Origin of the sequence: Pseudomonas sp. MYb13, assembly GCF_002980075.1 — a bacterium.
Taxonomy (GTDB): domain Bacteria; phylum Pseudomonadota; class Gammaproteobacteria; order Pseudomonadales; family Pseudomonadaceae; genus Aquipseudomonas; species Aquipseudomonas lurida.
Map to the genome: position 1 here is coordinate 37,318 of NZ_PCQI01000011.1, position 25,834 is coordinate 63,151.

The 25,834-nt window shown below is 62.0% G+C and carries 20 protein-coding genes; 12 read left to right on the plus strand and 8 right to left on the minus strand.

Going from position 1 to position 25,834, the window contains the following annotated elements:
* Nucleotides 1–12 precede the first annotated feature (12 nt).
* The 5 genes from CQ002_RS19165 (at nt 13) to CQ002_RS19185 (ending at nt 5,073) form a co-directional block, all read left to right on the plus strand.
* Nucleotides 13–771 carry a class I SAM-dependent methyltransferase gene (locus CQ002_RS19165; RefSeq protein WP_034104534.1) on the plus strand — a complete coding sequence of 253 codons (759 nt, stop codon included), beginning with the start codon at nt 13–15 and terminating at the stop codon, nt 769–771.
* Between the two features lie 30 nt (nt 772–801).
* Nucleotides 802–1,254, plus strand: a complete 453-nt coding sequence (gene rnhA, locus CQ002_RS19170) for a ribonuclease HI (protein WP_003173571.1) — start codon at nt 802–804, stop codon at nt 1,252–1,254.
* Nucleotides 1,255–1,336: 82 nt separating this feature from the next.
* Complete coding sequence (gene dnaQ, locus CQ002_RS19175) at nt 1,337–2,077, plus strand: DNA polymerase III subunit epsilon (protein WP_164403584.1); 741 nt, start codon at nt 1,337–1,339, stop codon at nt 2,075–2,077.
* Between the two features lie 150 nt (nt 2,078–2,227).
* A complete protein-coding gene (locus CQ002_RS19180) occupies nt 2,228–4,483 on the plus strand; it encodes an Orn/Lys/Arg decarboxylase N-terminal domain-containing protein (protein WP_105162063.1) in 2,256 nt (751 codons plus the stop codon).
* Nucleotides 4,484–4,491: 8 nt separating this feature from the next.
* A complete protein-coding gene (locus tag CQ002_RS19185) occupies nt 4,492–5,073 on the plus strand; it encodes a GNAT family N-acetyltransferase (RefSeq protein ID WP_069078708.1) in 582 nt (193 codons plus the stop codon).
* On the opposite strand, the gene CQ002_RS19190 is transcribed toward CQ002_RS19185, so the two are convergent.
* The gene (locus CQ002_RS19190) at nt 5,070–5,963 is read right to left on the minus strand and encodes a LysR substrate-binding domain-containing protein (protein WP_034104542.1); all 894 of its coding nucleotides are present in this window, start codon (nt 5,961–5,963) and stop codon (nt 5,070–5,072) included. The two genes, CQ002_RS19185 and CQ002_RS19190, sit on opposite strands and share 4 nt — an antisense overlap.
* A gap of 110 nt (nt 5,964–6,073) precedes the next feature.
* On the opposite strand from CQ002_RS19190, the gene CQ002_RS19195 reads away from it, so the two are divergent.
* Complete coding sequence (locus tag CQ002_RS19195; RefSeq protein WP_098466356.1) at nt 6,074–6,415, plus strand: hypothetical protein; 342 nt, start codon at nt 6,074–6,076, stop codon at nt 6,413–6,415.
* Nucleotides 6,416–6,476: 61 nt separating this feature from the next.
* On the opposite strand, the gene CQ002_RS19200 is transcribed toward CQ002_RS19195, so the two are convergent.
* A complete protein-coding gene (locus CQ002_RS19200; RefSeq protein WP_034104547.1) occupies nt 6,477–6,713 on the minus strand; it encodes a hypothetical protein in 237 nt (78 codons plus the stop codon).
* Nucleotides 6,714–6,940: 227 nt separating this feature from the next.
* On the opposite strand from CQ002_RS19200, the gene CQ002_RS19205 reads away from it, so the two are divergent.
* Nucleotides 6,941–7,498: an NADPH-dependent FMN reductase gene (locus tag CQ002_RS19205; RefSeq protein ID WP_034104549.1), complete on the plus strand. Its 558-nt coding sequence runs from the start codon at nt 6,941–6,943 to the stop codon at nt 7,496–7,498.
* A 50-nt stretch (nt 7,499–7,548) separates the two neighbouring features.
* Here the strand turns inward: CQ002_RS19205 and poxB are convergent, their stop codons facing one another.
* Nucleotides 7,549–9,273 carry a ubiquinone-dependent pyruvate dehydrogenase gene (poxB, locus tag CQ002_RS19210; protein WP_034104550.1) on the minus strand — a complete coding sequence of 575 codons (1,725 nt, stop codon included), beginning with the start codon at nt 9,271–9,273 and terminating at the stop codon, nt 7,549–7,551.
* A 77-nt stretch (nt 9,274–9,350) separates the two neighbouring features.
* Nucleotides 9,351–10,583, minus strand: a complete 1,233-nt coding sequence (locus tag CQ002_RS19215; protein ID WP_105162064.1) for an NADH:flavin oxidoreductase/NADH oxidase family protein — start codon at nt 10,581–10,583, stop codon at nt 9,351–9,353.
* A 71-nt stretch (nt 10,584–10,654) separates the two neighbouring features.
* On the opposite strand from CQ002_RS19215, the gene CQ002_RS19220 reads away from it, so the two are divergent.
* Nucleotides 10,655–11,059, plus strand: coding sequence for a MerR family transcriptional regulator (locus tag CQ002_RS19220; protein ID WP_105162065.1), 405 nt, complete (start codon nt 10,655–10,657; stop codon nt 11,057–11,059).
* Nucleotides 11,060–11,100: 41 nt separating this feature from the next.
* Here the strand turns inward: CQ002_RS19220 and CQ002_RS19225 are convergent, their stop codons facing one another.
* Nucleotides 11,101–11,595: a DUF934 domain-containing protein gene (locus CQ002_RS19225; protein WP_034104555.1), complete on the minus strand. Its 495-nt coding sequence runs from the start codon at nt 11,593–11,595 to the stop codon at nt 11,101–11,103.
* Nucleotides 11,579–13,237 (minus strand): nitrite/sulfite reductase, encoded by a 1,659-nt coding sequence (locus tag CQ002_RS19230; protein ID WP_098466359.1) that lies wholly within the window; start codon nt 13,235–13,237, stop codon nt 11,579–11,581. The genes CQ002_RS19225 and CQ002_RS19230 overlap by 17 nt, the downstream gene beginning before the upstream one ends.
* Before the next feature lie 422 nt (nt 13,238–13,659).
* Here CQ002_RS19230 and CQ002_RS19240 point away from each other — a divergent pair, with 422 nt between their 5' ends.
* Nucleotides 13,660–14,727: an ABC transporter substrate-binding protein gene (locus CQ002_RS19240; RefSeq protein WP_105162067.1), complete on the plus strand. Its 1,068-nt coding sequence runs from the start codon at nt 13,660–13,662 to the stop codon at nt 14,725–14,727.
* Here CQ002_RS19240 and CQ002_RS19245 read toward each other — a convergent pair.
* Complete coding sequence (locus CQ002_RS19245; protein WP_034104561.1) at nt 14,724–14,939, minus strand: DUF2970 domain-containing protein; 216 nt, start codon at nt 14,937–14,939, stop codon at nt 14,724–14,726. The two genes, CQ002_RS19240 and CQ002_RS19245, sit on opposite strands and share 4 nt — an antisense overlap.
* A gap of 140 nt (nt 14,940–15,079) precedes the next feature.
* On the opposite strand from CQ002_RS19245, the gene CQ002_RS28610 reads away from it, so the two are divergent.
* From CQ002_RS28610 to CQ002_RS28620, 3 genes are read left to right on the plus strand one after another with little or no spacing between them, the layout of a single operon-like run.
* On the plus strand, nt 15,080–15,217 hold the full coding sequence (locus tag CQ002_RS28610; protein ID WP_234010423.1) for a hypothetical protein: 138 nt from the start codon (nt 15,080–15,082) through the stop codon (nt 15,215–15,217).
* Between the two features lie 51 nt (nt 15,218–15,268).
* A complete protein-coding gene (locus CQ002_RS28615) occupies nt 15,269–17,752 on the plus strand; it encodes a dermonecrotic toxin domain-containing protein (RefSeq protein WP_234010424.1) in 2,484 nt (827 codons plus the stop codon).
* A 23-nt stretch (nt 17,753–17,775) separates the two neighbouring features.
* On the plus strand, nt 17,776–22,056 hold the full coding sequence (locus tag CQ002_RS28620) for an NEL-type E3 ubiquitin ligase domain-containing protein (RefSeq protein WP_234010426.1): 4,281 nt from the start codon (nt 17,776–17,778) through the stop codon (nt 22,054–22,056).
* 4 nt (nt 22,057–22,060) lie between these two features.
* Here CQ002_RS28620 and metH read toward each other — a convergent pair whose 3' ends face one another.
* Nucleotides 22,061–25,771, minus strand: coding sequence for a methionine synthase (metH, locus tag CQ002_RS19255; protein ID WP_105162068.1), 3,711 nt, complete (start codon nt 25,769–25,771; stop codon nt 22,061–22,063).
* Between the last annotated feature and the right edge of the window lie 63 nt (nt 25,772–25,834).

Below are 25,834 nucleotides of genomic sequence, written 5' to 3' on the forward strand. Positions count from 1 at the left end.
TTGGAGAATGCAATGACTGATAAAGCGTTCGCCCAGGCTGATCCTGAGTGGCTGGCCCTGATCAGCGCAGCCCGTGAATGGCTGTCCGGTCCCATCGGGCAATTTCTGCTGGACGAAGAGCGGCGCATGCTCGAGGACGAGTTGGGCCGGTTCTTTGGTGGCTACCTGGTGCATTACGGCCCTTCGGCCGAAACGCCGCCCTCTGCACCCCAGGTGCAGCGCAATGTGCGCTTGGGGGCACCGTTGCCGGGGGTGGAGATTGTCTGCGAAGAACAGGCCTGGCCGTTGAGCGAGCACGCCGCTGACGTGGTGGTGTTGCAGCATGGCCTGGATTTCTGCCTGTCGCCCCATGGCTTGCTGCGCGAAGCGGCGAGCAGCGTACGACCCGGTGGCCATTTGTTGATTGTGGGGATCAACCCCTGGAGCAGTTGGGGCTTGCGCCATGCGTTCGCCCACGACGGCCTGCGCCAGGCGCGCTGTATCTCGCCGCAACGGGTGGGCGACTGGCTGAACCTGTTGGGCTTCGCGCTGGAGAAACGCCGCTTCGGGTGCTATCGTCCGCCGCTTGCGTCGACCAAGTGGCAAGGCCGCCTGGCCGGTTGGGAGCGCCGCGCAGGTGCCTGGCAGTTGTCGGGTGGCGGTTTCTATCTGCTGGTGGCGCGCAAGATCGTGGTTGGGCTGCGGCCGGTGCAGCAGGTGCGTCGCGAGCCGATGGGCAAGCTGGTGCCGATCCCGATGGCCAAGGTCAACCGCAAGCAAAGCGATGCGTAACCCTTTTCTAGCATGAATACCGAGTAACCGATGACCGATAGCGTAGAACTCTTCACCGATGGCGCCTGCAAGGGCAACCCGGGCCCTGGCGGCTGGGGCGCGTTGCTGGTGTGCAAGGGCGTGGAGAAAGAGTTGTGGGGAGGTGAAGCCAACACCACTAACAACCGCATGGAGCTGATGGGCGCCATTCGCGGCCTGGAAGAACTCAAGCGCCGTTGCAACGTGCTGCTGGTGACCGATTCGCAATACGTGATGAAAGGCATCAACGAGTGGATGGTCAACTGGAAGAAGCGCGGTTGGAAGACGGCGGCCAAGGAACCGGTGAAAAATGCCGACCTGTGGCAACTGCTCGATGAGCAATGCAACCGCCACGACATTACCTGGAAATGGGTGCGCGGGCACATCGGCCACCCCGGCAACGAGCGCGCCGACCAGCTGGCCAACCGAGGCGTAGACGAAGTGCGTGGCTACAAGCAGAGCTGATCGCGACTCACGTGTTAACATCGCGCGCCTTGATTCACACCACACTGCATACCACACCGTTGAGAGCTGAACCCTGATGGCCATCCGATCTGTTGTACTCGATACCGAAACCACCGGCATGCCGGTGACCGACGGCCACCGGATCATTGAAATCGGCTGTGTCGAATTGATGGGTCGTCGCCTCACTGGTCGCCACTTCCACGTCTACCTGCAACCGGACCGCGACAGTGATGAAGGCGCAATCGGCGTCCACGGTATCACTGACGAATTCCTCAAGGGCAAGCCGCGTTTTGCCGAAGTGGCCGATGAGTTCTTCGAGTTCATCAATGGCGCGCAGCTGATCATCCATAACGCGGCGTTCGACGTCGGCTTCATCAATAACGAATTCGCCCTGATGGGGCAGACTGATCGCGCAGACATTTCGCAGCACTGCACCATCCTCGATACCTTGATGATGGCCCGTGAGCGTCACCCGGGCCAGCGCAACAGCCTCGATGCCTTGTGCAAGCGCTATGGCGTCGACAACTCCGGCCGTGAACTCCACGGCGCCTTGCTCGACTCCGAGATTCTCGCCGACGTCTACCTGACCATGACCGGCGGGCAGACCAGCCTGTCCCTGGCCGGTAATGCCTCCGATGGCAGTGGCTCGGCGGAAGGCTCGGGTAACCGTCCTTCGGAAATCCGCCGCCTGCCGGCTGATCGCAAGCCCACGACCATCATTCGCGCCAGTGAGCAGGACCTGGCCGAGCATGTGGCGCGGCTGGAGGCGATTGCCAAGTCGGCGGGTGCGCCAGCGTTGTGGACCCAACTGACCCAACAATAACCCTGGTTGCACATCCTCCACCTGTGGGAGCCGCTATCGCGCGCAAGCCAGCTCCCACAGTCGATCTTAAGTGCCTTTGAAATCTTCATTCGCCACATCCACTCCCAGCTTCTACCCTTGAGTGCATAGCCCTCAGGACTACAAGCACTCATGTATAAAGACCTGAAGTTCCCCGTCCTTATCGTGCACCGCGACATCAAGGCCGACACCGTTGCCGGTGACCGGGTCCGAGGCATCGCCCGAGAGCTGGAACAAGAGGGCTTCAGTATCATCGAGGCAGTGGACTACGCCGAAGGCCGACTGGTGGCTTCCACCCATCATGGCCTGGCCTGCATGCTGATCGCCGCCGAAGGGGCTGGCGAGAATACCCATCTGTTGCAAAACATGGTCGAGCTGATCCGGCTCGCGCGCCTGCGGGCGCCCAACTTGCCGATCTTTGCCCTGGGCGAGCAAGTCACCCTCGAGAATGCGCCGGCCGATGCCATGAGCGAACTCAACCAACTGCGTGGCATTCTCTACCTGTTCGAAGACACCGTGCCGTTTCTCGCCCGTCAAGTCGCCCGCGCGGCCCGCACTTACCTGGATGGCCTGTTGCCGCCGTTCTTCAAAGCGCTGGTGCAGCACACCGCTGACTCCAACTATTCCTGGCACACCCCTGGCCACGGCGGCGGCGTGGCCTATCGCAAGAGCCCGGTGGGGCAGGCGTTCCATCAGTTCTTCGGGGAGAACACCCTGCGTTCGGATTTGTCGGTGTCTGTGCCCGAGCTGGGATCGCTGCTGGACCACACTGGGCCCCTGGCTGAAGCCGAAGCCCGCGCCGCGCGCAACTTTGGCGCCGACCACACCTTCTTCGTGATCAACGGCACGTCCACCGCCAACAAGATCGTCTGGCACTCCATGGTCGGGCGCGATGACCTGGTGCTGGTGGACCGCAACTGCCACAAGTCGGTGCTGCATTCGATCATCATGACCGGCGCCATCCCGCTTTACCTGTGCCCGGAGCGTAACGAGCTGGGGATCATCGGCCCGATTCCCCTGAGTGAGTTCAGCCCCGAATCGATCCGCGCCAAGATCGACGCCAGCCCGTTGACCCGTGGGCGTGCGCCGAAGGTGAAGATGGCGGTGGTCACCAACTCCACCTATGATGGCCTGTGCTACAACGCCGAATTGATCAAGCAACAATTGGGCAACAGCGTGGAGGTGCTGCATTTTGACGAAGCTTGGTACGCCTACGCGGCGTTTCATGAGTTCTTCGCCGGCCGCTATGGCATGGGCACTTCGCGTACGCCGGACAGCCCGCTGGTGTTCACTACCCACTCCACCCACAAGCTGCTGGCGGCATTCAGCCAGGCTTCGATGATCCATGTGCAGGACGGCGGCGCGCGCCAGTTGGACCGTGACCGTTTCAATGAAGCGTTCATGATGCATATCTCCACCTCGCCTCAATACAGCATCATTGCCTCGCTGGATGTAGCCTCGGCGATGATGGAGGGCCCGGCCGGGCGATCGCTGCTGCAGGAAATGTTCGACGAGGCGCTGAGCTTCCGCCGGGCACTGGCCAACCTGCGCCAGCACATTGCTGCCGAGAATTGGTGGTTTTCCATTTGGCAGCCGCCGTCTGTGGCGGGTATCGACCGGGTCGTCACCGCAGATTGGCTGCTGCATCCCCAGGATGACTGGCATGGCTTTGGTGATGTCGCCGAGGACTACGTGCTGCTGGACCCGATCAAAGTGACGCTGGTGATGCCCGGCCTCAACGCTGGCGGCGCCCTGAGCGATTGCGGGATTCCGGCGGCCGTGGTCAGCAAGTTCCTCTGGGAGCGTGGCCTGGTGGTCGAAAAGACCGGGCTGTATTCCTTCCTGGTGCTGTTCTCCATGGGCATTACCAAAGGTAAATGGAGTACCTTGCTCACCGAGTTGCTGGAGTTCAAGCGCAGCTATGACGCCAACATCAGCCTGGCCAGTTGCCTGCCATCCGTGTTTGCCCAGGGCCCGACACGCTATCAGGGCCTGGGCCTGCGCGACCTGTGCGACCAACTGCATAGCTGTTACCGTAGCAACGCCACCGCGAAACACCTCAAACGAATGTATACGGTGCTACCGGAAATCGGCATGAAACCCGCCGACGCCTACGACCAACTGGTCAAGGGGGAAGTGGAGGCGGTTTCCATCGATGCCTTGCCAGGGCGCATCGCAGCCGTGATGCTGGTGCCTTACCCGCCCGGTATTCCGTTGATCATGCCGGGCGAGCGCTTTACCGAGTCAACGCGCTCGATCATTGACTACCTGGCCTTCGCCCGGACGTTCGATAGCAGTTTTCCCGGTTTTGTCGCCGATGTTCATGGGTTGCAACACGAAGATGACGGCAGAGGTCGTTGTTACACCGTCGATTGCATCAAGGGTTAGGGATGTTTATGCAAGCTGTAATGAACCCGAAGTATCCGGGGCTCAGTGTTCGGGTCGCCGACGAAGGCTTTGATGCCTACGTGTGGGGCAATGACTTCAGCTTCGAGGTCAGTGGCTATGGTGAGCCGCAGATGGGCAAGCGTGTCGATCAATGGCCCGTGGAGCGCATCCTGCCGTACCGCAAGTGCTATGGCATTGACCCGGAGGAATTCGCCAGTTTTCGCGATGCCCCCGACAGCGCCATCTTCATGGCTTACCTTGACGATCGACCGGTTGGGCACATCGTGGTCAGCACCAATTGGAACGGCTTTGCCCATGTCGACGAATTGGCCGTGGTCTTGCCTGCACGGCGCCATGGGGTGGCCAAGGCGCTGTTGGATGTGGCGCAGTTCTGGAGCCGCAAGAAAAACCTGCCCGGCATGATGCTCGAAACCCAGAACAACAACCTCGGCGCCTGTCGGTTGTACGAGCGTTGTGGCTACGTGATGGGCGGCATCGACCACCTGCGCTATCGCGGTATCGACCCGCAAACCCGTGAAGTGGCGATTTTCTGGTATCGGTTGTTCAAGAGCGACGTCGACAAGGCTTAACCCAGCAACAAGCCTTCAGCCTTCTGTGTGACGATCTCCAGCAGCGCATTCAGCGCCGGGGAGGTCACGCCATCCTTGAGGGTCAGCGCATACAGGCTGACCACGATCGGCGGCGACACCGGGCAGGCATCCAGCCCAGCCTCGCGTGCGCCGAACGCGGTAAACGGGTCGACAATCGCCAGGCCTTCGCCTGCTTCGACCATGCTGCGCATCATCTGATAGGTTTGAACACGGGTCTGCACCACAGGAAGCGGGCGCAACGCTTGCAGCTTGGCGTCCAGCAGGCGGCTGAGCGGGTCCTGGCCTTCGAGGCCGATCATCGATTGCCCCGCCAGGTCCTGTAAGGCGATGTACTTCTGCTTGGGCTTGAGCCAGCCATGGGGGGCGAGCAACTGCAGTTTGCCCTGGGCCAGCACGGTGCTGTGGATCTGTGGGTGTTCCGGGTCATGCAGGCTCAAGCCTACCTCGGCTTCGTGCAGCAGCAGGCTCCTGACGATCTCGCGGGTCGGCTGGCTCGACAGGTTGCACGGAGTGTCCTGGAAGCGCCGGCGCAGCACCGCAATGCTTTGCGGCAGCAGTTGATTGGCCAGGGGGGGCGTGCAGAGGGCGCGCAGGGTTGGCGCTTGATGGTGTTTCAAGCGGCCGGCCAGGCGTTGAACCGGTTCCAGCGCCTCATACACATGGGCGATTCCTGCCTGCAGCTCCAGGGTTTCCCGGGTGGCTTGCAAGCGTCCGCGCACGCTGGCGAACAGCATGAAGCCCAATTGCGCCTCGGCTTCCTTGAGCGCCGCGTCCACATCGCCCACGGGGAGTTGCAACCACTCGGCGGCCAGGCCAGGGTGTCCGGTCTGCAAGATGGCCTGAATCACTTCGATATGACGTAAACGCATCGCCGGAGTCTATGTGCAGCGGGCCGGGGATTCAATAGAATGGCTGCGCTGATCATCAACGACCAAAAGCCGGCTACCGGCGTTAACAACAAAAACAGGTCTGGTCTCAAATGCCTCTACCCTCGATTCTCGGGGTAACGGCCAAGCAACTGCTGGTCTTGGTGACCGTGGGGTGCGTGGCTGCTTATCTCTTCAATACTCAAAACGAAACCCTGCCGGAAAACCTGGCGCTTGAAGCCTTTATCCGGTCCCAGGAACAGGTCGTCGATCAGGTGGGCGCGGTGCTGGGCATTGAACTGGTCAGGCAAGTGGTTGCGCATCCCGGTTACAACACGGCGGGCTATCAGCGTTCTATGTTCGCGGTGGAGGGCGAGCGCGGGCGGTTGGTGGTGACGTTGAAGAAGGTCGAGGGGGAGCAGGGCATCGAGGTCACGGAGATCCGTCGTCCGTGATCACCCCAGCCCAGTCAATGCCGTCAATGGCCAGGACTGAGCAGGTGGATAGGGCAAGATCTTATGACGCGAGGGTGTTTTGCGACTCGCGCACGAGAATGGTGCCCGATTGAATCAACTTGAATTCGTCGCCTTCCAGCTTTTCTACACGGTCGCCAATGGCCAGCTTGTAGGTGGTGGTAGGTGCCGAGCCAGCCAGGTCGCCTTGCGCCGGGTTGGATTCCTGGAACTCATGCACCGAATACACGCGTCCTTCTGCGTCTCTGGCATGAAACTGTCCGACTAGTACTGCTGCCATCTGTTTAGAACCTCTGGAGATAAACACTCTATTTGCGGTTCTGTAGACCGTCATGGAGCGGGGTAGTTTACTTACGGAATAAAAATACTATTCGCTGATCTTTTCAGGCTATTCCTACGCATCACGCTGCGAAGCAAGCGGCCTCGGGATTATCAAAACCCTCTGGTGAACACGTCGCGAAGACTCTATAACTACAAGCTCCTTTAGTCAGACGTCGGGAAACCCCAATGAGCAAGGTCTACACCGTAGCCGTCCTGGTTGGCAGCTTGAGAAAAGACTCGATCAACCGCAAGGTCGCCCTGGCATTGGCCGAACTGGCCCCTGCCAACCTGAAGTTGAACATTGTGGAAATTGGCGATTTGCCGCTCTACAACGAAGACATTGACACCGCGACTCCGCCGGCAGCCTACAGTACTTTCCGCAAGCACGTGAGCTCATCCGACGCGGTGTTGTTCGTGACGCCGGAATACAACCGCTCCGTCCCCGCTCCGCTGAAGAATGCCATCGACGTCGGATCCCGTCCCTATGGGCAAAGCGCCTGGAGTGGCAAACCGGGTGCGATCATCAGCGTATCGCCGGGTGCCATCGGTGGGTTTGGGGCCAACCATCACCTGCGCCAGTCGCTGGTCTTCCTCGATGTCCCGTGCATGCAGCAGCCGGAAGCTTATCTGGGCGGCGCGGGCAGCGTGTTCGATGACGCTGGGCAGGTGTCTGAAAAGACCAAGCCGTTCCTGCAGGCGTTCATTGATGCCTACGGTCAGTGGGTGGAGAAACAGAAGGGCTGATACAAACTTGCCAGTAGGGGCCGGCAAGCCGGCACCTACAGGAGAGGGGGTTAGCGCAGCCAGTTGGTGCGTGCCAGTTCGATCACTTCATCGCCACGTCCGCTCATGACCGCCTTGAGCATGTACAGGCTGAAACCCTTGGCCTGTTCCAGCTTGATGGTCGGCGGCATGACCAATTCCTGGGTCGCAGTGACCACGTCCACCAGCACCGGCCCGTCATGGGCCAGGGCGCGGCGCAGGGCGGGTTCCAGGTCCTCTGACTGCTCCACGCGAATACCCAGGATGCCCATGGCGTTGGACATGGCCGCGAAGTCCGGGTTTTTCAGCTCGGTGCCCGCGTCCAGGTAGCCTGCCGCTTTCATTTCCATGGCGACAAACCCCAGTGACGAGTTATCGAACACGATGACTTTCACCGGCAGTTTCAGCTGTGCCAGCGAGATAAAGTCCCCCATCAACATGGCAAAGCCGCCATCGCCGGACATCGAAATCACTTGGCGATCCGGGAAAGCTGCCTGTGCGCCGATGGCCTGGGGCATCGCGTTGGCCATGGAACCGTGGTTGAACGAACCGATCAGGCGACGCTTGCCGTTCATCTTCAAATAGCGCGCCGCCCATACGGTCGGCGAACCGACGTCGGCAGTGAAAATGGCATCTTCATCCGCCAGTTCGCTGAGCAGGCGTGCCACGTACTGCGGGTGGATCGGCCGATTGGCCTTCGACGGTTGTGCTAGGTCGTCCAGCCCCTGGCGGGCTTTTTCATAATGCTTCAAGGAGGTCTCGAGAAAGCTGCGATCGGTCTTGCGTGTCAGGCGAGGCAGCAGGGCGCCGATGGTTTCACTGACATCGGCGGCAATGCCCAGGTCCAGCGTGGCACGACGACCCAGGGCCTGCGGGTTGCGGTCAACCTGGATGATCTTGGCGTCGGTCGGGTAGAACTGGCGGTAGGGGAAGTCGGTGCCGAGCATGATCAACGTGTCGCAGTCGAGCATGGCGTGGTAGCCCGAGCTGAAGCCGATCAGGCCGGTCATGCCCACATCGAACGGGTTGTCCCACTCCACATGTTCCTTGCCGCGCAGGGCATGCACCACAGGAGCACCCAGCGCGTCGGCCAAGGCGACGACCTGGTCATGGGCGCCCGCGCAACCGCTGCCGCACAGCAGGGTGACTTTCTGGCTGCTGTCCAGGATGTCGGTGAGGCGTTGCAGGTCCTGCTCCGCAGGCAGGGTGCGCGGCGCGTGCAGGGCCGGCCAGGGCTTGAGTGTGTCCTCGACCTCCAGCAGCGACACATCGCCGGGAATCACCACGACCGCCACGCCACGGTTGAGGATCGCCGAACGCATGGCGCGATGCAGCACGTGGGGCATCTGCTCGGGGTTGGAGACCAGCTCGATAAAGTGGCTGCACTCCTTGAACAGTTCCTGGGGATGAGTTTCCTGGAAGTAGTTCAGGCCGATCTCCGACGACGGGATCTGCGCGGCAATCGCCAGCACCGGCACATGGTTGCGATGGCAGTCGAACAGGCCATTGATCAAGTGCAGGTTGCCCGGTCCGCAGCTGCCGGCGCACACCGTCAGCTCGCCCGTGGCGGCCGCTTCGGCACCCGCGGCGAACGCCGCCACTTCCTCGTGACGCACATGCATCCATTCGATGCTGTCCATGGTGCGCAGGGCGTCTGTGAGGCCGTTGAGGCTGTCGCCGGTCAGGCCCCAGATGCGCTTGATGCCCGCCTGTTCAAGGGTGGTCGCCAACTGCTGGGCCAGGTTGATTTTCGCCATGAAGAACTCCAATCGTCAGTGAGGTTAAAAACTGCTGATCAATAGGGGACAGTTCGATCACGGCGAATGCTCCGCTCTTAACGTGAAGATTGCGTCATGGCCGCACGGTATTGCCGCGTGCGGCGGGCAATGAACCATTGGTCGCGGACCAGCGCGACGCACGGGGCGACTCTGGCCCTGGGCAGCAGGCCGCGGCTGAGTCGGCGCATCTGGTAGCGCACTACGGCGAGGACAGCGAGGGAGGCCAGGGGTTTGCGCTTCCAGTCGATCGGCTTGAGCTGCGGGTTGGGGTCGCGACCTTCGCGCCAGTGTTGGATCAGTTGCGGCTCCAACGTCAGGGCCGTGGCGATACCGGCCATGGCGATGCCGCTGTCCAGCACGTGCTGCACGACCGGTAGGCGGCGAATCCCGCCGGTAACCATGACCGGCATGGTGGCGATGGTTGCAAGCGACGTGGCCATTTCCAGGAAGTACGCTTCGCGGGCCAGGGTACGACCGTCCCGTGCCTCGCCTTGCATGGCCGGTGCTTCGTAGCTGCCACCGGACAACTCCAGCAGGTCGAGAGGCAGTGGGTTGAGCATTTCGACCACGGCACGTGCATCGGCCTCTGCGAAGCCGCCGCGCTGGAAGTCTGCGGAGTTGAGTTTGACGGCCACGCAGAACGAAGGGCTGACACTGGCGCGTACCGCACGGACCACTTCCAGGAGCAAGCGCGCGCGGTTTTCCAGCGAGCCGCCCCAGCGGTCGGTGCGCTGGTTGCTCAAGGGTGAGAGAAACTGGCTGATCAGGTAGCCGTGGGCACCATGGATTTGCACGCCGGTAAACCCGGCTTTCTCGGCCAGGCGTGCGCTGGTGGCGAAGCGTTTGATCACGTCCTGGATATCGCCTTCGGCCATGGCCTTGGGTTTGGCGAACATCTTCGAGAAACCGCCCAGGTCAAGCGCGACGGCGGAAGGTGCCACGGCTTGCTGGCGCAAGTTGGCCGGGGTCTGGCGCCCCGGGTGGCTGAGCTGTACCCAGAAGTGCACGTGCCTGGCCCGAGCCACATCGGCCCATTCGCGAAAGCTGTCCAGCTGCTGCTCGTCCTCGAGGGCGACGCCGCCCGGGCCGGTCATGGCGCGGCGGTCGATCATCACGTTGCCGGTGATCAACACGCCGGGCTCACCATCCGCCCAGGCCTTGTACAGCTGCATCAATTCACGCGAAGGCGCCTGCCGGTGATCCGCCATGTTTTCTTCCATCGCAGCCTTGGCGATACGGTTGGAGAGGACTTGGCCGTTGGGCAGTTGCAAGGGTTCAAAGGGGGACATGGATTGACTCCTGGGCGGGGGAGGCCTCAGGCTAAGCTTAAAGTTAACTTTAATGTCAAGCAGGGGCGGCGATGAATATTGGTGAGCTGGCAAGACAGAGTGGGCTGGCGGCGTCGCGCATACGGTTCTACGAGTCCGAGGGCCTGATCAGCCAGGTAGGGCGCCAGGCCAATGGCTATCGACGCTATGCGCCTGAGGCCTTGCAGGCACTGCAACTGATCCAGAGCGCGCAACAGGCCGGGTTTACCTTGCAGGAGCTCAAGGCACTGATGCCGGCGCCGGGTGAGCACAAGCGTGAGGCATTGATCGAGGCGCTGGAGCGCAAGGTTGCACAGATCGAAGGCATGCAGGCGCAGTTGGCGCATAGCAAGGCGCAATTGCTGGGCGTAATTGAGGTGGTGCGGGCGCAGCCGGAAGGCGTGCCGTGTTCCATGGGGCAAAAAAAGGTGCTGGCGTCGATCAAGACCAAGCCATAAAAAAAGCCCTGGCATGCCAGGGCTTTTTTATGTGCGCACGCTTAGCGGCGACGGAACAGCGGCAGTGGCTCATCCGTTGCAGCCTGGTACGTCACCGAGAAGTCCTTGAGGCTTTCCAGCGCGTCGTAGGGGTCTTTGTCGGCGCGCAAGGCGAAGGCATCGAACCCGCAGCGGCGCAGGTAGAACAGTTGGTCGCGGAGCACGTCGCCAATCGCACGCAGCTCGCCTTTGTAACCGTAGCGGTCACGCAGCAATCGGGCGTTGGAGTAGTTGCGACCGTCGGTGAAGGCCGGGAAGTTCAGGGCGATGACCTGGAAGTGTGCCACGTCTTCACCGATTTCCTCGGCTTCTTCGTCGGCGTCCAGCCACACGCCCAGGCCACCGTCGCGGGCCTTGAGGGCGTGACCGTGTTCGCGCCACAGGGCCAGTGGCACGATCAAGTCGTCGCAGTTTGAAATGCCGTCGAAGCTCGCGTCCTTGGGCAGCAGGTGCCAGGTTTCGTCGACGACTTCGTTGTTCTTAATGATTCGCTGCATAGACGCGCTCCTTGAACAGGTCAATGCCGATGCGCTGGTAGGTGTCGATGAATCGCTCATCTTCGGTGCGCTGTTCGATGTACACGTCGATCAGCTTGCCGATCACCTCGGGCATGGCTTCCTGGGCGAAGGATGGGCCGAGGATCTTGCCCAGGCTCGCATCGCGGCTGGCGCTGCCACCCAGGGACACTTGGTAGAATTCTTCGCCTTTCTTGTCAACGCCCAGGATGCCGATGTGGCCGACGTGGTGGTGACCACAGGCGTTCATGCAACCGGAGATGTTCAGGTCGAGCTCGCCGATGTCGAACAGGTAGTCCAGGTCGTCGAAGCGGCGCTGGATCGATTCGGCAATCGGGATCGACTTGGCGTTGGCCAGCGAGCAGAAGTCGCCGCCCGGGCAGCAGATGATGTCCGTCAACAGGCCGATGTTCGGGGTGGCGAAACCCCCTTCGCGCAGTTCGCCCCACAGGGTGAACAGTTGGCTCTGCTCGACGTCCGCGAGAATGATGTTCTGCTCGTGGGAGGTGCGCAGTTGGCCAAAGCTGTAGCGCTCGGCCAGGTCGGCGACGGCGTCCAGCTGCTTGTCGGTGATATCGCCCGGTGCGACACCAGTGGGCTTGAGCGACAGGGTCACTGCGACATAACCCGACTTCTTGTGCGCCAGGGTGTTGCGAGTGCGCCAGCGTGCAAAGCCTGGGTGCTCCTTATCGAGCGCTGCCAACTCGGCGTCCTGATTGGTCAGGGCCTTGTACTCAGGGTCGACGAAATGCTTGGCCACACGGTGCACTTCGGCTTCGGTCAGGGTGGTCTGGCCGCCGCGCAGGTGTTCCATCTCGGCGTCGACTTTCTGGGCGAAGACCTCGGGAGTCAGCGCCTTGACCAGGATCTTGATCCGGGCCTTGTACTTGTTGTCACGACGGCCGTAGCGGTTGTAGACCCGCAGGATCGCGTCGAGGTAGCTCAACAGGTCCTGCCACGGCAGGAATTCATTGATAAAGGCACCGACCACTGGGGTACGGCCGAGGCCGCCACCCACCAGGACACGGAAGCCCAGCTCGCCGGCGTCATTGTGCACCGGCTCCAGGCCGATATCGTGCACTTCGATGGCGGCGCGGTCCGAGGTCGAGCCATTGATGGCGATCTTGAACTTGCGCGGCAGGTAGGCGAATTCGGGGTGGAAGGTGGTCCATTGGCGGACGATTTCGCACCAGGGGCGTGGGTCGATCAGCTCGTCGGCAGCAACACCGGCGAATTGGTCAGTGGTCACGTTGCGCAGGCAGTTACCGCTGGTCTGAATAGCGTGCATCTGCACGGTAGCCAGTTCAGCCAGGATGTCCGGCACATCTTCCAGGGCCGGCCAGTTGAACTGTACGTTCTGGCGGGTACTGATGTGGGCATAGCCTTTGTCGAAGTCGCGGGCAATCTTGGCCATCATGCGCGCCTGGCGCGACGTCAGTTGGCCATAGGGCACGGCCACCCGCAGCATCGGCGCAAAGCGCTGAACATAAAGGCCATTTTGCAGGCGCAGAGGGCGGAACTCTTCTTCGCTCAGTTCACCTGCTAGGTAGCGTCGGGTCTGATCACGGAACTGCTTGACGCGGTCCTCGATGATGCGCTGATCGTATTCGTCGTATACGTACATATAGGTCCTGTTCTCGGCAAATCTGCGCGCACGGCCGCGCACTCCCAACGGAGCCGGCGCACGATACCAGTTTGCGTTTATGCGCAAAAGTGATGTTTGAGTATATGCAAATAACCAAATTGACTAATGAGAACCGTTATTGCCATACCCACATTTGTCATGCGGGCAATCATCAACTTTACTGTGCTCGTGTCTTCGTTCAATCACCTATAAAACCGACAAGAGGCGATGCGATGAGCAATCCGACAAAAGCCCGTAAACCCGACAGTACCGTGGACGCCTGGGCCATTCTGTTCCTGATTATCCTGGTGGTAGGGACCGCGGTGTTCTGGGTCAGCCACCAATAAAGACGGTCGATTGAGTCTCGATTGACTGTCGGATTGCCACTATCATGGCGTCCACTGTTCAAGGCTCAAATAACCATGTTCAAGGTTTTTATTGCGTGTGTGTGGTTGCTGGTATCGACGGTAGGGGCCATGGCCCATGCCACGTCGGTGGTGTTTCTCAACCCAGGCACATCGACGGAAACCTTCTGGGTCAGCTACGCGCAATTCATGCAGGCCGCAGCCAAGGACCTCGGCCTGGATTTGCGCGTGCGTTATTCCGAGCGCGATACCAACAACACGCTGGTCCAGGCGCGTGAAGCCCTGCAAGGCAGCGAGCGGCCCGATTACCTGGTGCTGGTGAACGAGCAATACGTCGCACCGCAAATCCTGCGCATGGCCGAGGGCAGCGGGGTCAAGCTGCTGGTGGTCAACAGCGCGCTGACCGCCGACCAAATGCAATTGCTGGGCTCGCGCAGCGGCATTCAGTTGATCGGTAGCCTGGTCGCCGACGACGAACAGGCGGGCTACCTGATGCTCAGCGATCTGTTGCGCCAGCATGGTCCGGTTGCCCCCGGCCAATCCCTCGACCTGCTGGCATTTTCCGGGTCCAAGACCACCCCGGTGGCTCAGTTGCGCGAGCGCGGCATGCGCCGGGCACTGGCCGAGCATCCCGAGGTGCGCCTGCGCCAGTTGGTCTACGGTGAATGGAGTCGCCAGCGCGCCTTCGAGCAAGCCACGCTGCTATTCAAGCGCTACCCGCAGACGGCGCTGGTGTGGTCGGCCAACGACCAGATGGCGCTGGGGGCCATGCAGGCGCTGCAGGCCAGTGGTGGAATGCCCGGCAAGGACGCGTTGTTCAGTGCAGTCAACAGCTCACCCGAGATCTTGCAGGCGCGCCTGGAGGGGCAGGTGTCGAGCTTGGTCGCCGGGCACTTCACCGTGGGCGGGTGGGCCATGGTATTGATCAATGACGATGCCAAGGGCGTAGACATTGGCGCCTATGGCGGGCGTGACCGTCAGCTGGCGTTGTTCCAGCTGATTGATGCCGGCCAGGCGCGACGCTTGCTGGGCCCAACACCGTCGGTGAATTTTCGTGCGCTGTCTGCGCAAGGCAAGCCGACGTCCTACCGTTACCCTTTCAGCCTGCAGTTGTTACTGCGCTAGACCCCGGCCAGGTGCAGCACCAGTTTGACGATCGCAAACAGGGCCAGTGCAAACACCGCCGTGAACAGGATGCCCAGGATCACGAAGTGACTGGGCTTGCCGTGGGAAAAGTCACGGGCGCGATTCTTTCCGCTCTGTACGCCGAATGCTGCGGCCATCACGCTATGCAACATCTGCCAGAACGTTGGTGGCTTGTTGGGTGAGTCGTCCATAAAACCCTCGCCATGCGGATCAAGTCGATCCTGAGCAAGCATAGTCAATTCCCGTGGGCAGGCCACAACAGTGCACCGCTTCGAGGCGCCTGGGGCGTGATTTTCTGATGCATATTCATGACGCATCAGGAAACCGCAACATGCCCACACCCTCACTTCACGCTTCGTTCATCCAGTCCCGCCTGCCTGGGTGGATCAAACACCTGGCCGCGCCCGACATCGAGGCGTTGAACCGCGCCCGCGACCCGGTGCAGCGCTTCCAGGCGACATACCCCTAGGCGTTCGCCGCCGCCAGCCCGCTCCTGCGCCAGGCCCTGATCGACAGCGGCGTGCGGCGCCAGGCGTCAAGCCAGGCACTGGCCACGGTGCTGAAAGACTTGAAAGGCATCACCGAATTTGCCGAGCCGCTGTTGGTCGAGGCGTTACGCAAGCGGTTCGGCGTGGCGCCGGATGTCAACGGCACCGCGCTTTTTCATATGCGCGCGCCCAATCGCCTGGAACAGCAGTCGCTGTTGCAAGCGGCGCTGCGCAATTTCGAGGCCGATGAGCCGTTCGATGAGGTCGCGCTGCAGGAGACCAGTGCGCTCGCGCCGGCGGGGTCGCTGGAACAAATCCTTTACGATGAAAGCCAGCGTTATCCGTTTGCGAAAGTGCGCTACCACGTGCGCGACAAGCTGGCGATCAAACCTGCGGAATTCGCCGACCTGTGCCGTCAACTGGATCTGGGCCGGCAATATCAGCAACACCTGAGCACTGTGTTTGGCGCGCCAGCCAGCACTGCACAGGTGCGCCGGCAGACGATAGAGGCCAACAAGGATGCATGGCGGGTGCACGCTCACACCGCCCGAATGCGTTCGGTGATCAGTGCCAGCGCCTACGCGGCGTTGCTGGCGATAATCGATGGCATGCCCACCCCCAGGCTCGACGGTGCGCAGGTCACTTACAGCCAGTTGAACCTGCTGGGCTCTGACGTGAGCGACCTGGTGATCATCGGTAGCGTCTCGCGCAAACCGCTACCGGGGTTGGACACGCTGATTGACCTGTTTTTGCCGCAAGCCAAGCTGATCAAACCGCTGATCGGCGATAGTCGCATCATTGTGTGCATCCCCGGCGATCCGCTCGACCCGATCAGGGAGTATGCCTCGCTCAAGGCCTTCTCCACGCAGTTGGCAATCAAGCTGCGCTCACCAGGTTATCAGCGTTTTTTTGCCGGCCGGCTGCCCCTGGATGAAGCCCAAACCTTCTTGCGACGCCTCAAAAGCCAGTTGAAGACCAACCGCTGGAATCCGAACCCTGTGCCGCCTGGGCCGAACTACAACCCCGCTGCCTTCGCCTCGGGGATGTACGAAGAAGTCTGGAGCGACGATGTCGATCTGCATGCCAAAGAGGCGTTCATAGAGACCGACGTGTTCGCTCATCTCTACGACAAGCACCTTGAACGGGTCACGTCCAACGCCAAGCTGCTGGCCGTACCCACCGCGCAGGTGGATCACGACGCCTGGCGCAATCGCCTCAAGCATTGGGCCGAATGGGGGTTGAACGTACTCAACGTCGCGGCGTTCTTCGTGCCCGGGCTGGGCGAAGTGATGATGGCCATCACTGCCGTGCAGATCGGCTATGAGGTGTACCAAGGCGCTGAAGCGTGGAGCGTCGGAGACAGCGCGCAAGCCTGGGCGCATCTGACCTCGGTCATGCAGAACGTCGCGTCCATGGCGGCGCTGGGCGCGGTGGCGGGCAGGGCGCGGACGCTGGTGCCGTCGCCATTCGTCAACGGCATGCGCCGCGTGGTGACGCCGTTCGGCAAACTGCGCCTGTGGCATCCGGACCTTTCGACCTATAAAAGCAGCGTCTCGCTCAAGGGCCTCACGCCCAATGCCTTGGGGCAGTACACAGTGGCCGGTAAGACCTACATCTCGCTGGAGGGCAGCGCCTTCGAAAAGCACTTCGATCCAGCGCTCAAGGAGTGGCGGATCAAGCACCCCGTCAACCAGGATGCCTACCAGCCGATTGTGCGGCACAACGGACGTGGTGCCTGGCGCCATACGCTGGAGCGGCCATTGGAATGGTCGCGCCTGAAGCTGCTGCGTCGAACCGGGCCGCACATGGAGCACCTCAGCGATGCACAGGTGGAGCAAATCGCCGATGTCAGCGGGTTCAACGACGATGGCCTGCGGGCGATGCACGTGGATCATCAGGTACCACCACCGGAGTTTTTGGAGATGGCCCGGTTGTTCGAGGTCGACCGGCAAACGGACGAGGTGATCGGCAACATCCGCGCGGGCGCCTGCCTTGGAAAGCATTGCCAGTTCATGGCGCCGCTGGCCGTGGAGATGCCCGAATGGCCGGCGGGGGAAGTGGTCGAAGTGTTCAGCGGCCCGGAACCCTGGGGCGCTTCACAGCGCTTCGGGACAGGCAGCACCCGGCCATCGATCACAATCACGCAGGCAGAGGTCAATGCGGGGAAATTGCCTGAAAAAATACTCGCAGGTCTCGATCAAGCGCAGATCACCCGCGTGTTGGGCAGTGAAGGCGCCCGGCCAGGTGTGCAGCCTGTACAGATATTGAGGGAACGTCTGGCCGATCAGGCGCAAGCCCGCAAAAAGGCCTTGTTCGAAAGCCTGTTGAGCGCTCAAGCGGTCACGGACGCCGATACCCAGGTGCTGCAACGCAGCTTTGCGTCGCTGTCGCCAGAAGCCGCGCAGCAGGTACTGGGCGATGCCAGTGCCGCAGAACTGAACCAGTTGCGCAGCACCGGGCGCGTTCCGTTGCGCTTGGCCAAGGACATTCGTGTGCGTCTGCACCAGAGTTTTTAAGCCGGGCACTGGCAGGCCTATATTTGGAAAGCCTGGCCAGCACGGCCAGCGACCGCCTGGCGCTGCACTGCCTGGAGCAACTGCCCGGCTGGTCGACGGACATCCGCGTGGAAGTGCGTGCCCGCGGGATCAGGGGGCCGCTGGTGGACAGCATCGGCAGCGAACAAGCCGCGACGCGTTTTTACCTGATCAAGGGTGACGATCAGTTTCGTACGTTCGAGGCTGGCGGCAGGGCGCTGAACAGCGTACCCAAGCATGGCCGCAATCTGTTCGAGTCGCTGCTGCACGTGGTGCCCGAGACGGTGCGTGGGGCGTTGCAGGGCGAGCAAGGCGCGGCATTGCGCAAGCAGGTGGCGGACTATGCGTGCCGCCATCGTGATGAGATGTCGCGCATCCTCAAGCGTGATCCGCTCAAGGGCGCAGGCGCACGCAGGGTACGGCGCCCCTCCGGGCTGCTGGGGTACGCCGCCAGCGGTGACACCGTCGGGTTTGCCGATGAGCCGTTGGTCGCCAGGGTGCGGGATGTCTATCCCAACCTTGATGATCGACAGGCGGCGCAGTTCATCCGGAGCCGCCAGTTGGCGGGTGATACCGATCAGCAGGTGTTCCATCTGTTGGAAAACCGGAGCCGGGAGTTCGAAGGCCTGCGTACGGTGCTGCAAACCTGGGTCGGTGAAGGCACGGTGCGGTTTCCACAGGGGCCGAACTGGCCGACCCGACGTGTCTTCGCCGACCGCATCATCGGCTGCTGGCGAAACGGTCTGGTTCGAGGGCTGGCGCCGGCATTCGACCTTGATCTGTTGGGTGCTGATTCGTTGCCGCCGTGGGGTGCGGACTTTTCCCATGTGCGCCGGGTCAGGGCAGGCAGTGCCCAACTGGTCGATGGCACGCTGGTACAGCGCTTCTCTGCGCTTGAGTCGCTGGACATCGCCCTCGAGGCGGCAGACATGCCGGCCCTGGCAAGCAGATTGCCCGCGTGGCATGGCATCGTCGACATCAAACTCGAACTGCCGCTGATGTCGGGTGAGTATTCACCCGCATTGACCCAAGCGATCCAGCAAATGACTCAACTGACGTACTTGCACTTGATTGGTCACCTCCCGGCGCTCGATTATGGCGCGCTGCCACATTTGCGCACCTTGAGGCTGGCAGGCAGCCTGCACGAATGGCCGGCAGGGCTGCAGGCCATCGATGGTCTTGAACTGGTGGACCTGAGCGATGTGCAGATCTCTTCGCTGCCCAGCGCGCTGTTCACGGGGCACGAGCGCTTGTGGCGTCACCTGCGACTGAACTGGAAGGCGTTGGAGCCGGCGGCGTTCCGGCAGGCCTTTGAGTACGTGCGTGGCAACGTGGACCATCTCATGGATGAGCCGTATAGGGTCGCCCAATACAGTGAGCGTCGGCTGGAGGAACTGGTTGCGCACGACCCGGCATTCGCCGGCAACGCCCTGGCCGCATTCAGGCGCGATGGCCTCGCAGGCCAGGCGTTGCTGGATAAAGTCGAGGCGCTGCATGACGACTATCGCACCTGGAATGCATCGCTGGTGGAGTGGTTGCGTGTGGAGGGGAGGCGCGTCGAAGGCGAGCAAATGCCCCTGCGTGATCGTCAGGCTTTGGCGAACCGGCTCCGTGCTTGCTGGCGCGATGCACTGGCGGCCCGGTATGCGCCCCGTGAACCGGTGGCAGGTCCGTCCCGTGGCCGTGGCGAACCGGTAAGAGAGACGCTGGACCTGAGCGAGTACGGCGCGCTGGGTGATTTGCCGGCGCTGGGCGATACAGCGTTTCCGCAGATACGCCGCGTGATTCTGCGAGAGGCAAAACTCACGACAATGCAGGTGAATGACTTCCTGGGCCAATTCCCTCAGGTGCGCGAACTCGACCTGAGTGGCAACCGCTTGACCGAACTGCCCGCGGTGCTGGAAAGCTTCGGGGCGCTGACCGACCTGAATCTTGCCGGCAATGAACTCAAGATCACCGCACCGACCCAGGCGCGGTTGAACCGCTTGAGCACGCTGCAACGCCTGGACCTGTCGAGGAACCGCGTCGGTCACCTGGACGTCACGTCGATGACCAACCTGGTGTACCTGAACCTGGCGCAGACCCAGGTCGCGACCTGGCCCGAGGGCATACTGGGCCTGCCACGGCTGGGCTTTCTCGACCTCAGCCATAGCGCGATAACCGGCATTCCCGAGGCGGCGCTGGTGGGGCACGATGTGCTGCTGGCGGGGACCACGTTGCGCGGTTGCCGCTTGAGTTCATCGGCGCTGGCCACGGCGCAGGCATTTGCTGAGCGCACCGGCCCCGGGCATCCCTTGGCGAGCATGTTCGCCAGGCCGTTCGGGATCGACAGGGCGGTGCTGGCGGCGGGCAGGACAGGCGGCGATCCGGCGTTCTTCCCGGTAGAGGCGTCGCAGCAACCGGACTTGCTGGTGCCACTACCGCTGGAGCCGGGAGGCGACGAGGCGCCACTGACCAGCGCCGCGCGCCTGCAACGGCTTGATCCGCAGCTTGACCTGGCGCAGGCCGGCAAGCGAATCGACGCCTGGCTGGCACAGGGCATCAGTGCCACGCAGATCGAAACTGCGCTGCGCCAGTGGCAGGTACAGCACACCCAGATGATCGAGCGCTTGAATGCCTGGATCGATGTGCCCGCCGTGCGTCATCGTAACGAGTGGGTGAATGCGACCGATCGCCGACGCGCTTCTGACCGCCTGCTGAGCTGCTGGCGAGAGACGCTGCGTGATGTGCGAGGGGGCGACAGCGCGGCAAATGACTATGCCATTGATTTGAGCGGCCTGGTCCTCGGCGACCTGCCGGCGCTGCCGGTCACCTTCAACCATGTCCGGGCGCTGGACCTTGGCGGTGTTCGGCTCACGACCGCTTCGGAGGGGTTCCTGCGCGCCTTTCCCCGGCTCAACCGCCTGATACTCAACGGTAATCGCTTGGGCACATTACCCGAGGCCGTCACCCAAATGGCCGACCTGACTCAGCTGGGCCTCAATGGCAACGCGCTGACGGCCAACGAACCGTTGCAGCGCCAACTGCAGGCTTTGACGCGCCTGCAAGTGCTGGACCTGGGCGCGAATGAGCTGGAGACGTTTGACCTCGCCGGTCTTGACCACCTGCAAAGCCTGGACTTGAGCCATAACCAGTTGCTCTTATGGCCGGTCGGTGCCCTGGAGGCGCCCGCGCTGACAAGCCTCGACCTGAGGAGCAACTACCCGATCGCCGATATTCCGCCAACTGCCTTTGAGCCGCGGCATGCCGCGTTGATGGCGGGCACCAACCTGTCGGGGAACCTGCTGCGGGAGGATGAACTCATCCGGTTGCGCGAGTATCAGCGCGAAACCGGGCGTGGGCTGGGCTTTACCGCCGAAGAGATTGACAATGACCTCGCAGGCTACGGGACCGAGTCCGACGATGATCGTCCCGACGTTCACCCTGAACTGGAGCCGGCGCAGGTGCAAAAGGCCCGCTGGTTCGAAGGCGTACCCCTCGACTCGGAAAAACATGCGATATGGGACACGGTGATCGCCCGCGACAGCACCGGTGACTTCGCGAACATACTGGCGCAACTGCGCAACACCCGAGACTTCGAACTGGATCGCGCCGACCTGGCCGGGCGAGTCTGGGAGGTGCTGTCGGCGGCCTATGGCGATGAAGCCCTGAGCGAGCGGTTGATGGCTATCGCGCGTGCCTCGAGGCATTCGGTGACCTGTGGCGATGGCCGGAGCCTGTTGTTCAACGCGCTGGAGATCGAGGTCTATGAGTTCAACGCACTGCGCGCCATCGACCCTACCGACAAGGGCCGCGCCCTGCTGAACCTGTCCAGGGGATTGTTCCGCCTGGGCCAGTTGGAGGAGGTCGCCAGGGTACGTATCCGTGATAACCCCCGCACGGATCCGGCGGAAATCCGGCTGGCGTATCGCCTCGGCCTGGCCCGGCGCCTGGCATTGCCCAGGCAGCCCAGAAGCATGCTCTACGCCAGCGTTTCAGGGGTGGAGCCAGCGGATCTCGAGGCGGCCTATACGACGATCATGGCGCGCGAGCAGACGCCGCTATTCATTGAGCAACTGGTGGGGCGCGCTTACTGGGTGGATTATCTGCAAGAGCAATACCCGGACGCGTTCGCGAAGCTTCAGCAAGGGCTGGCGGACAAGGCCTCGGCGCTGGAGGATCAGTACCCCGACATGAGTTCGGAGTATCTCCAGCGCATGGAGGCGTTGCAGAAGGCCCACGCTACTGAGCCGCAAGCGTTGATCAGCCAGCTGTCAGCGCGGGAAATTGCCGCGCTGGCCAGCTAGTCGGTCAGTTGTCGTACCCCAGGTTCGGCGCCAGCCAGCGCTCGGTCACGCTCAGGTCCTGGCTTTTGCGCGCGGTGTAGCTAGTGACCTGGTCCTTGTCGACCTTGCCCACGGCAAAGTACTGCGCCTGCGGGTGGGCGAAGTACCAGCCACTGACGGCCGCTGCCGGGAACATCGCGTAATGTTCGGTGAGGAACACGCCGCTGCGGCCCGCATGCATTTCGCGGGCTTCAGGGTCGAGCAGTTGGAACAGCTGGGCTTTCTCGGTGTGATCCGGGCAGGCCGGGTAACCGGGGGCAGGGCGGATGCCGCTGTATTGCTCCTTGATCAGCGCTTCGTTATCCAGTTGCTCGTCCTTGGCATAACCCCAGTGTTCCTTGCGCACTTGTTGGTGCAGCCACTCGGCGCAGGCCTCGGCCAAGCGGTCGGCCAGGGCCTTGACCATGATCGAGTTGTAGTCGTCGCCCGCGTCCTGATAGGCCTTGGCGACTTCTTCGGCACCGATGCCGGCGGTGGTGATAAAGCCACCGATGTAGTCGGTCACGCCGCTGTCCTTGGGCGCGACGAAGTCGGCCAGGGAGAAGTTCGGCTTGCCGTCGGTCTTGATGATCTGCTGGCGCAGGTGGTGCAGCCGGGCAATCGGCTGGCCATCGTCGCCGTAGACTTCCAGGTCATCGTCCTGCACCTGGTTGGTCGGCCAGAAACCGAATACGGCACGGGCGCTGATGAGTTTTTCATCGATCAGCTTCTTGAGCATTTCCTGGGCATCGGCGTAGAGCGCGGTGGCGGCTTCACCGACCACTTCGTCTTCGAGGATGCGCGGGAACTTGCCGGCCAGGTCCCAGGAGATAAAGAACGGCGTCCAGTCGATGTACTCGGCCAGCACCTTGAGGTCGATATTGTCCAGCACCTTGGCACCGGTAAAGGTCGGGACCACCGGGGTGTAGGTGCTCCAGTCGAACTGCGGCTTCTTGGCGATGGCGGCCGGGTAGCTCAGGCGTTCGGTGCGGGCGCTGCGGTTGGAGGTGCGTTCACGCACGTCGATGTATTCCAGGCGGGTCTTCTCGACGAAGCCGGCCTTGAGCTCCTTGGACAGCAACTGCGTGGCCACGCCCACGGCGCGGGAGGCGTCGGTGACGTAGATCACCGCATCGTTGCTGTACTTGGGCTCGATCTTCACCGCCGTGTGCGCCTTGGACGTGGTGGCGCCACCGATCATCAGCGGCAGGTGAAAGTCCTGGCGTTGCATCTCGCGGGCGACGTGCACCATCTCGTCCAGGGACGGCGTGATCAGGCCGGACAGGCCGATGATGTCGCACTTTTGTTCCTTGGCCACCTGCAGGATCTTCTCGGCCGGCACCATCACGCCCAGGTCGACGATGTCATAGCCGTTGCAACCCAGTACCACGCCGACGATGTTCTTGCCGATGTCGTGCACGTCGCCCTTCACCGTGGCCATCAGGATCTTGCCCTTGGCTTCCGGCTTATCGCCCTTTTCCAGTTCGATGAATGGGATCAAATGGGCCACGGCCTGTTTCATCACGCGGGCGGACTTGACCACCTGGGGCAGGAACATTTTGCCGGCGCCGAACAGGTCTCCGACGATGTTCATGCCGGACATCAGCGGGCCCTCGATCACTTCGATCGGGCGCGCGAATGACAACCGCGATTCCTCGGTGTCTTCGACAATGTGGGTGGTGATGCCCTTGACCAGCGCGTGCTCCAGGCGCTTATTGACGTCCCAGCCGCGCCACTCCTCGGTCTCGGCTTCCTTGACGCTGCCGTCGCCCTTGTATTTGTCGGCAATGGCCAGCAGGGCGTCGGTGCCTTCGGGCGTGCGGTTGAGCACCACGTCTTCCACGGCATCGCGCAGCTCGGCCGGGATCTGGTCGTAGATCTCCAGTTGACCGGCGTTGACGATACCCATGCTCAGGCCGTTGCGAATCGCATACAGCAGGAACACCGAGTGGATCGCCTCGCGCACCGGGTTGTTGCCACGGAACGAGAACGACACGTTGGACACGCCGCCGGAGGTCAGCGCATACGGCAGTTCATCGCGGATATAGGCGCAGGCGTTGATGAAGTCGACCGCGTAGTTGTTGTGCTCCTCGATACCGGTGGCGACCGCGAAGATGTTCGGGTCGAAGATGATGTCTTCTGGAGGAAACCCGACTTCATTCACCAGGATGTCGTAGGAGCGTTTGCAGATTTCTTTCTTGCGCGCCTCAGTGTCGGCCTGGCCGGCTTCGTCGAACGCCATCACCACCACCGCGGCGCCATAGCGCTTGCACAGCTTGGCGTGGTGAATGAACTGCTCGACACCTTCCTTCATGCTGATGGAGTTGACGATGCCCTTGCCCTGGATGCACTTGAGGCCGGCCTCGATCACTTCCCACTTGGAGGAGTCGATCATGATCGGCACGCGGGAGATGTCCGGCTCGCCGGCAATCAGATTGAGGAAGGTCACCATGGCCTTCTTCGAATCGAGCATGCCCTCGTCCATGTTGATGTCGATCACCTGGGCGCCGGCTTCCACCTGCTGCAGGGCGACTTCGAGGGCTTCGGTGTAGTTGTCTTCACGGATCAGGCGGGCGAAACGCGCGGAACCGGTGATGTTGGTGCGTTCGCCGACGTTGACGAACAACGAGCTGCGATCAATGGTGAACGGCTCCAGGCCCGACAGGCGGCAAGCCTTGGGAATGTCCGGGATCTGGCGCGGCGCATAGCCGGCCACGGCCTTGGCGATGGCTTCAATGTGGCCCGGGGTGGTGCCGCAGCAGCCGCCGACGATGTTGAGGAAGCCGCTCTGGGCGAATTCTTCAATGACCTTGGCGGTTTCCGACGGCAGTTCGTCGTACTCGCCGAATTCGTTGGGCAGGCCGGCGTTGGGGTGCGCGGAAACGTGGGTGTTGGCCTTGTTCGACAACTCTTCCAGGTACGGACGCAGTTCGCTGGCGCCCAGGGCGCAGTTCAAACCTACCGAAATCGGCTTGGCGTGGGCCACGGAGTTCCAGAACGCTTCGGTGGTCTGGCCCGACAACGTGCGGCCGGAAGCGTCGGTGATGGTGCCGGAGATCATGATCGGCAGTTCGATATCCAGTTCTTCGAACACGCCTTGCACGGCGAAGATCGCGGCCTTGGCGTTGAGGGTGTCGAAGATGGTCTCGATCAGGATCAGGTCGGCGCCGCCCTCGATCAGGCCCTTGGTGGCCTCGGTGTAGTTTTCCACCAGCTCATCGAAGGTCACGTTGCGGTAGCCGGGGTTGTTCACGTCAGGCGACAGCGAGCAGGTCCGGCTGGTCGGGCCGAGCACGCCAGCGACGAAGCGTGGCTTGGCGGGGTTCTCCAGGGTCTTGGCGTCGGCGATCTTGCGCGCCAGGCGTGCGCCTTCTACGTTCAGCTCGTAGGCCAGTTCTTCCATGCCGTAGTCGGCCATGGAAATGCGCGTGGCGTTGAACGTGTTGGTTTCGAGGATATCGGCACCGGCATCCAGGTAGGCTTTTTCGATGCCGCCGATCACGTCCGGACGGGTGATCACCAGCAGGTCGTTGTTACCCTTGACGTCGCTTGGCCAGTCGGCGAAGCGTTTGCCACGGTAGTCGTGCTCTTCCAGTTTGTAGCTCTGGATCATCGTGCCCATACCGCCGTCGAGGATCAGGATACGTTCCTTGAGGGCTTGATGAAGGGCTTGCAGACGAACGCTACGATCGGACATGGGACTACTCTGGTCAGGCATTACGGAGGGCGTGAATCATAGCAAACCTGTGCCGATTTAGAG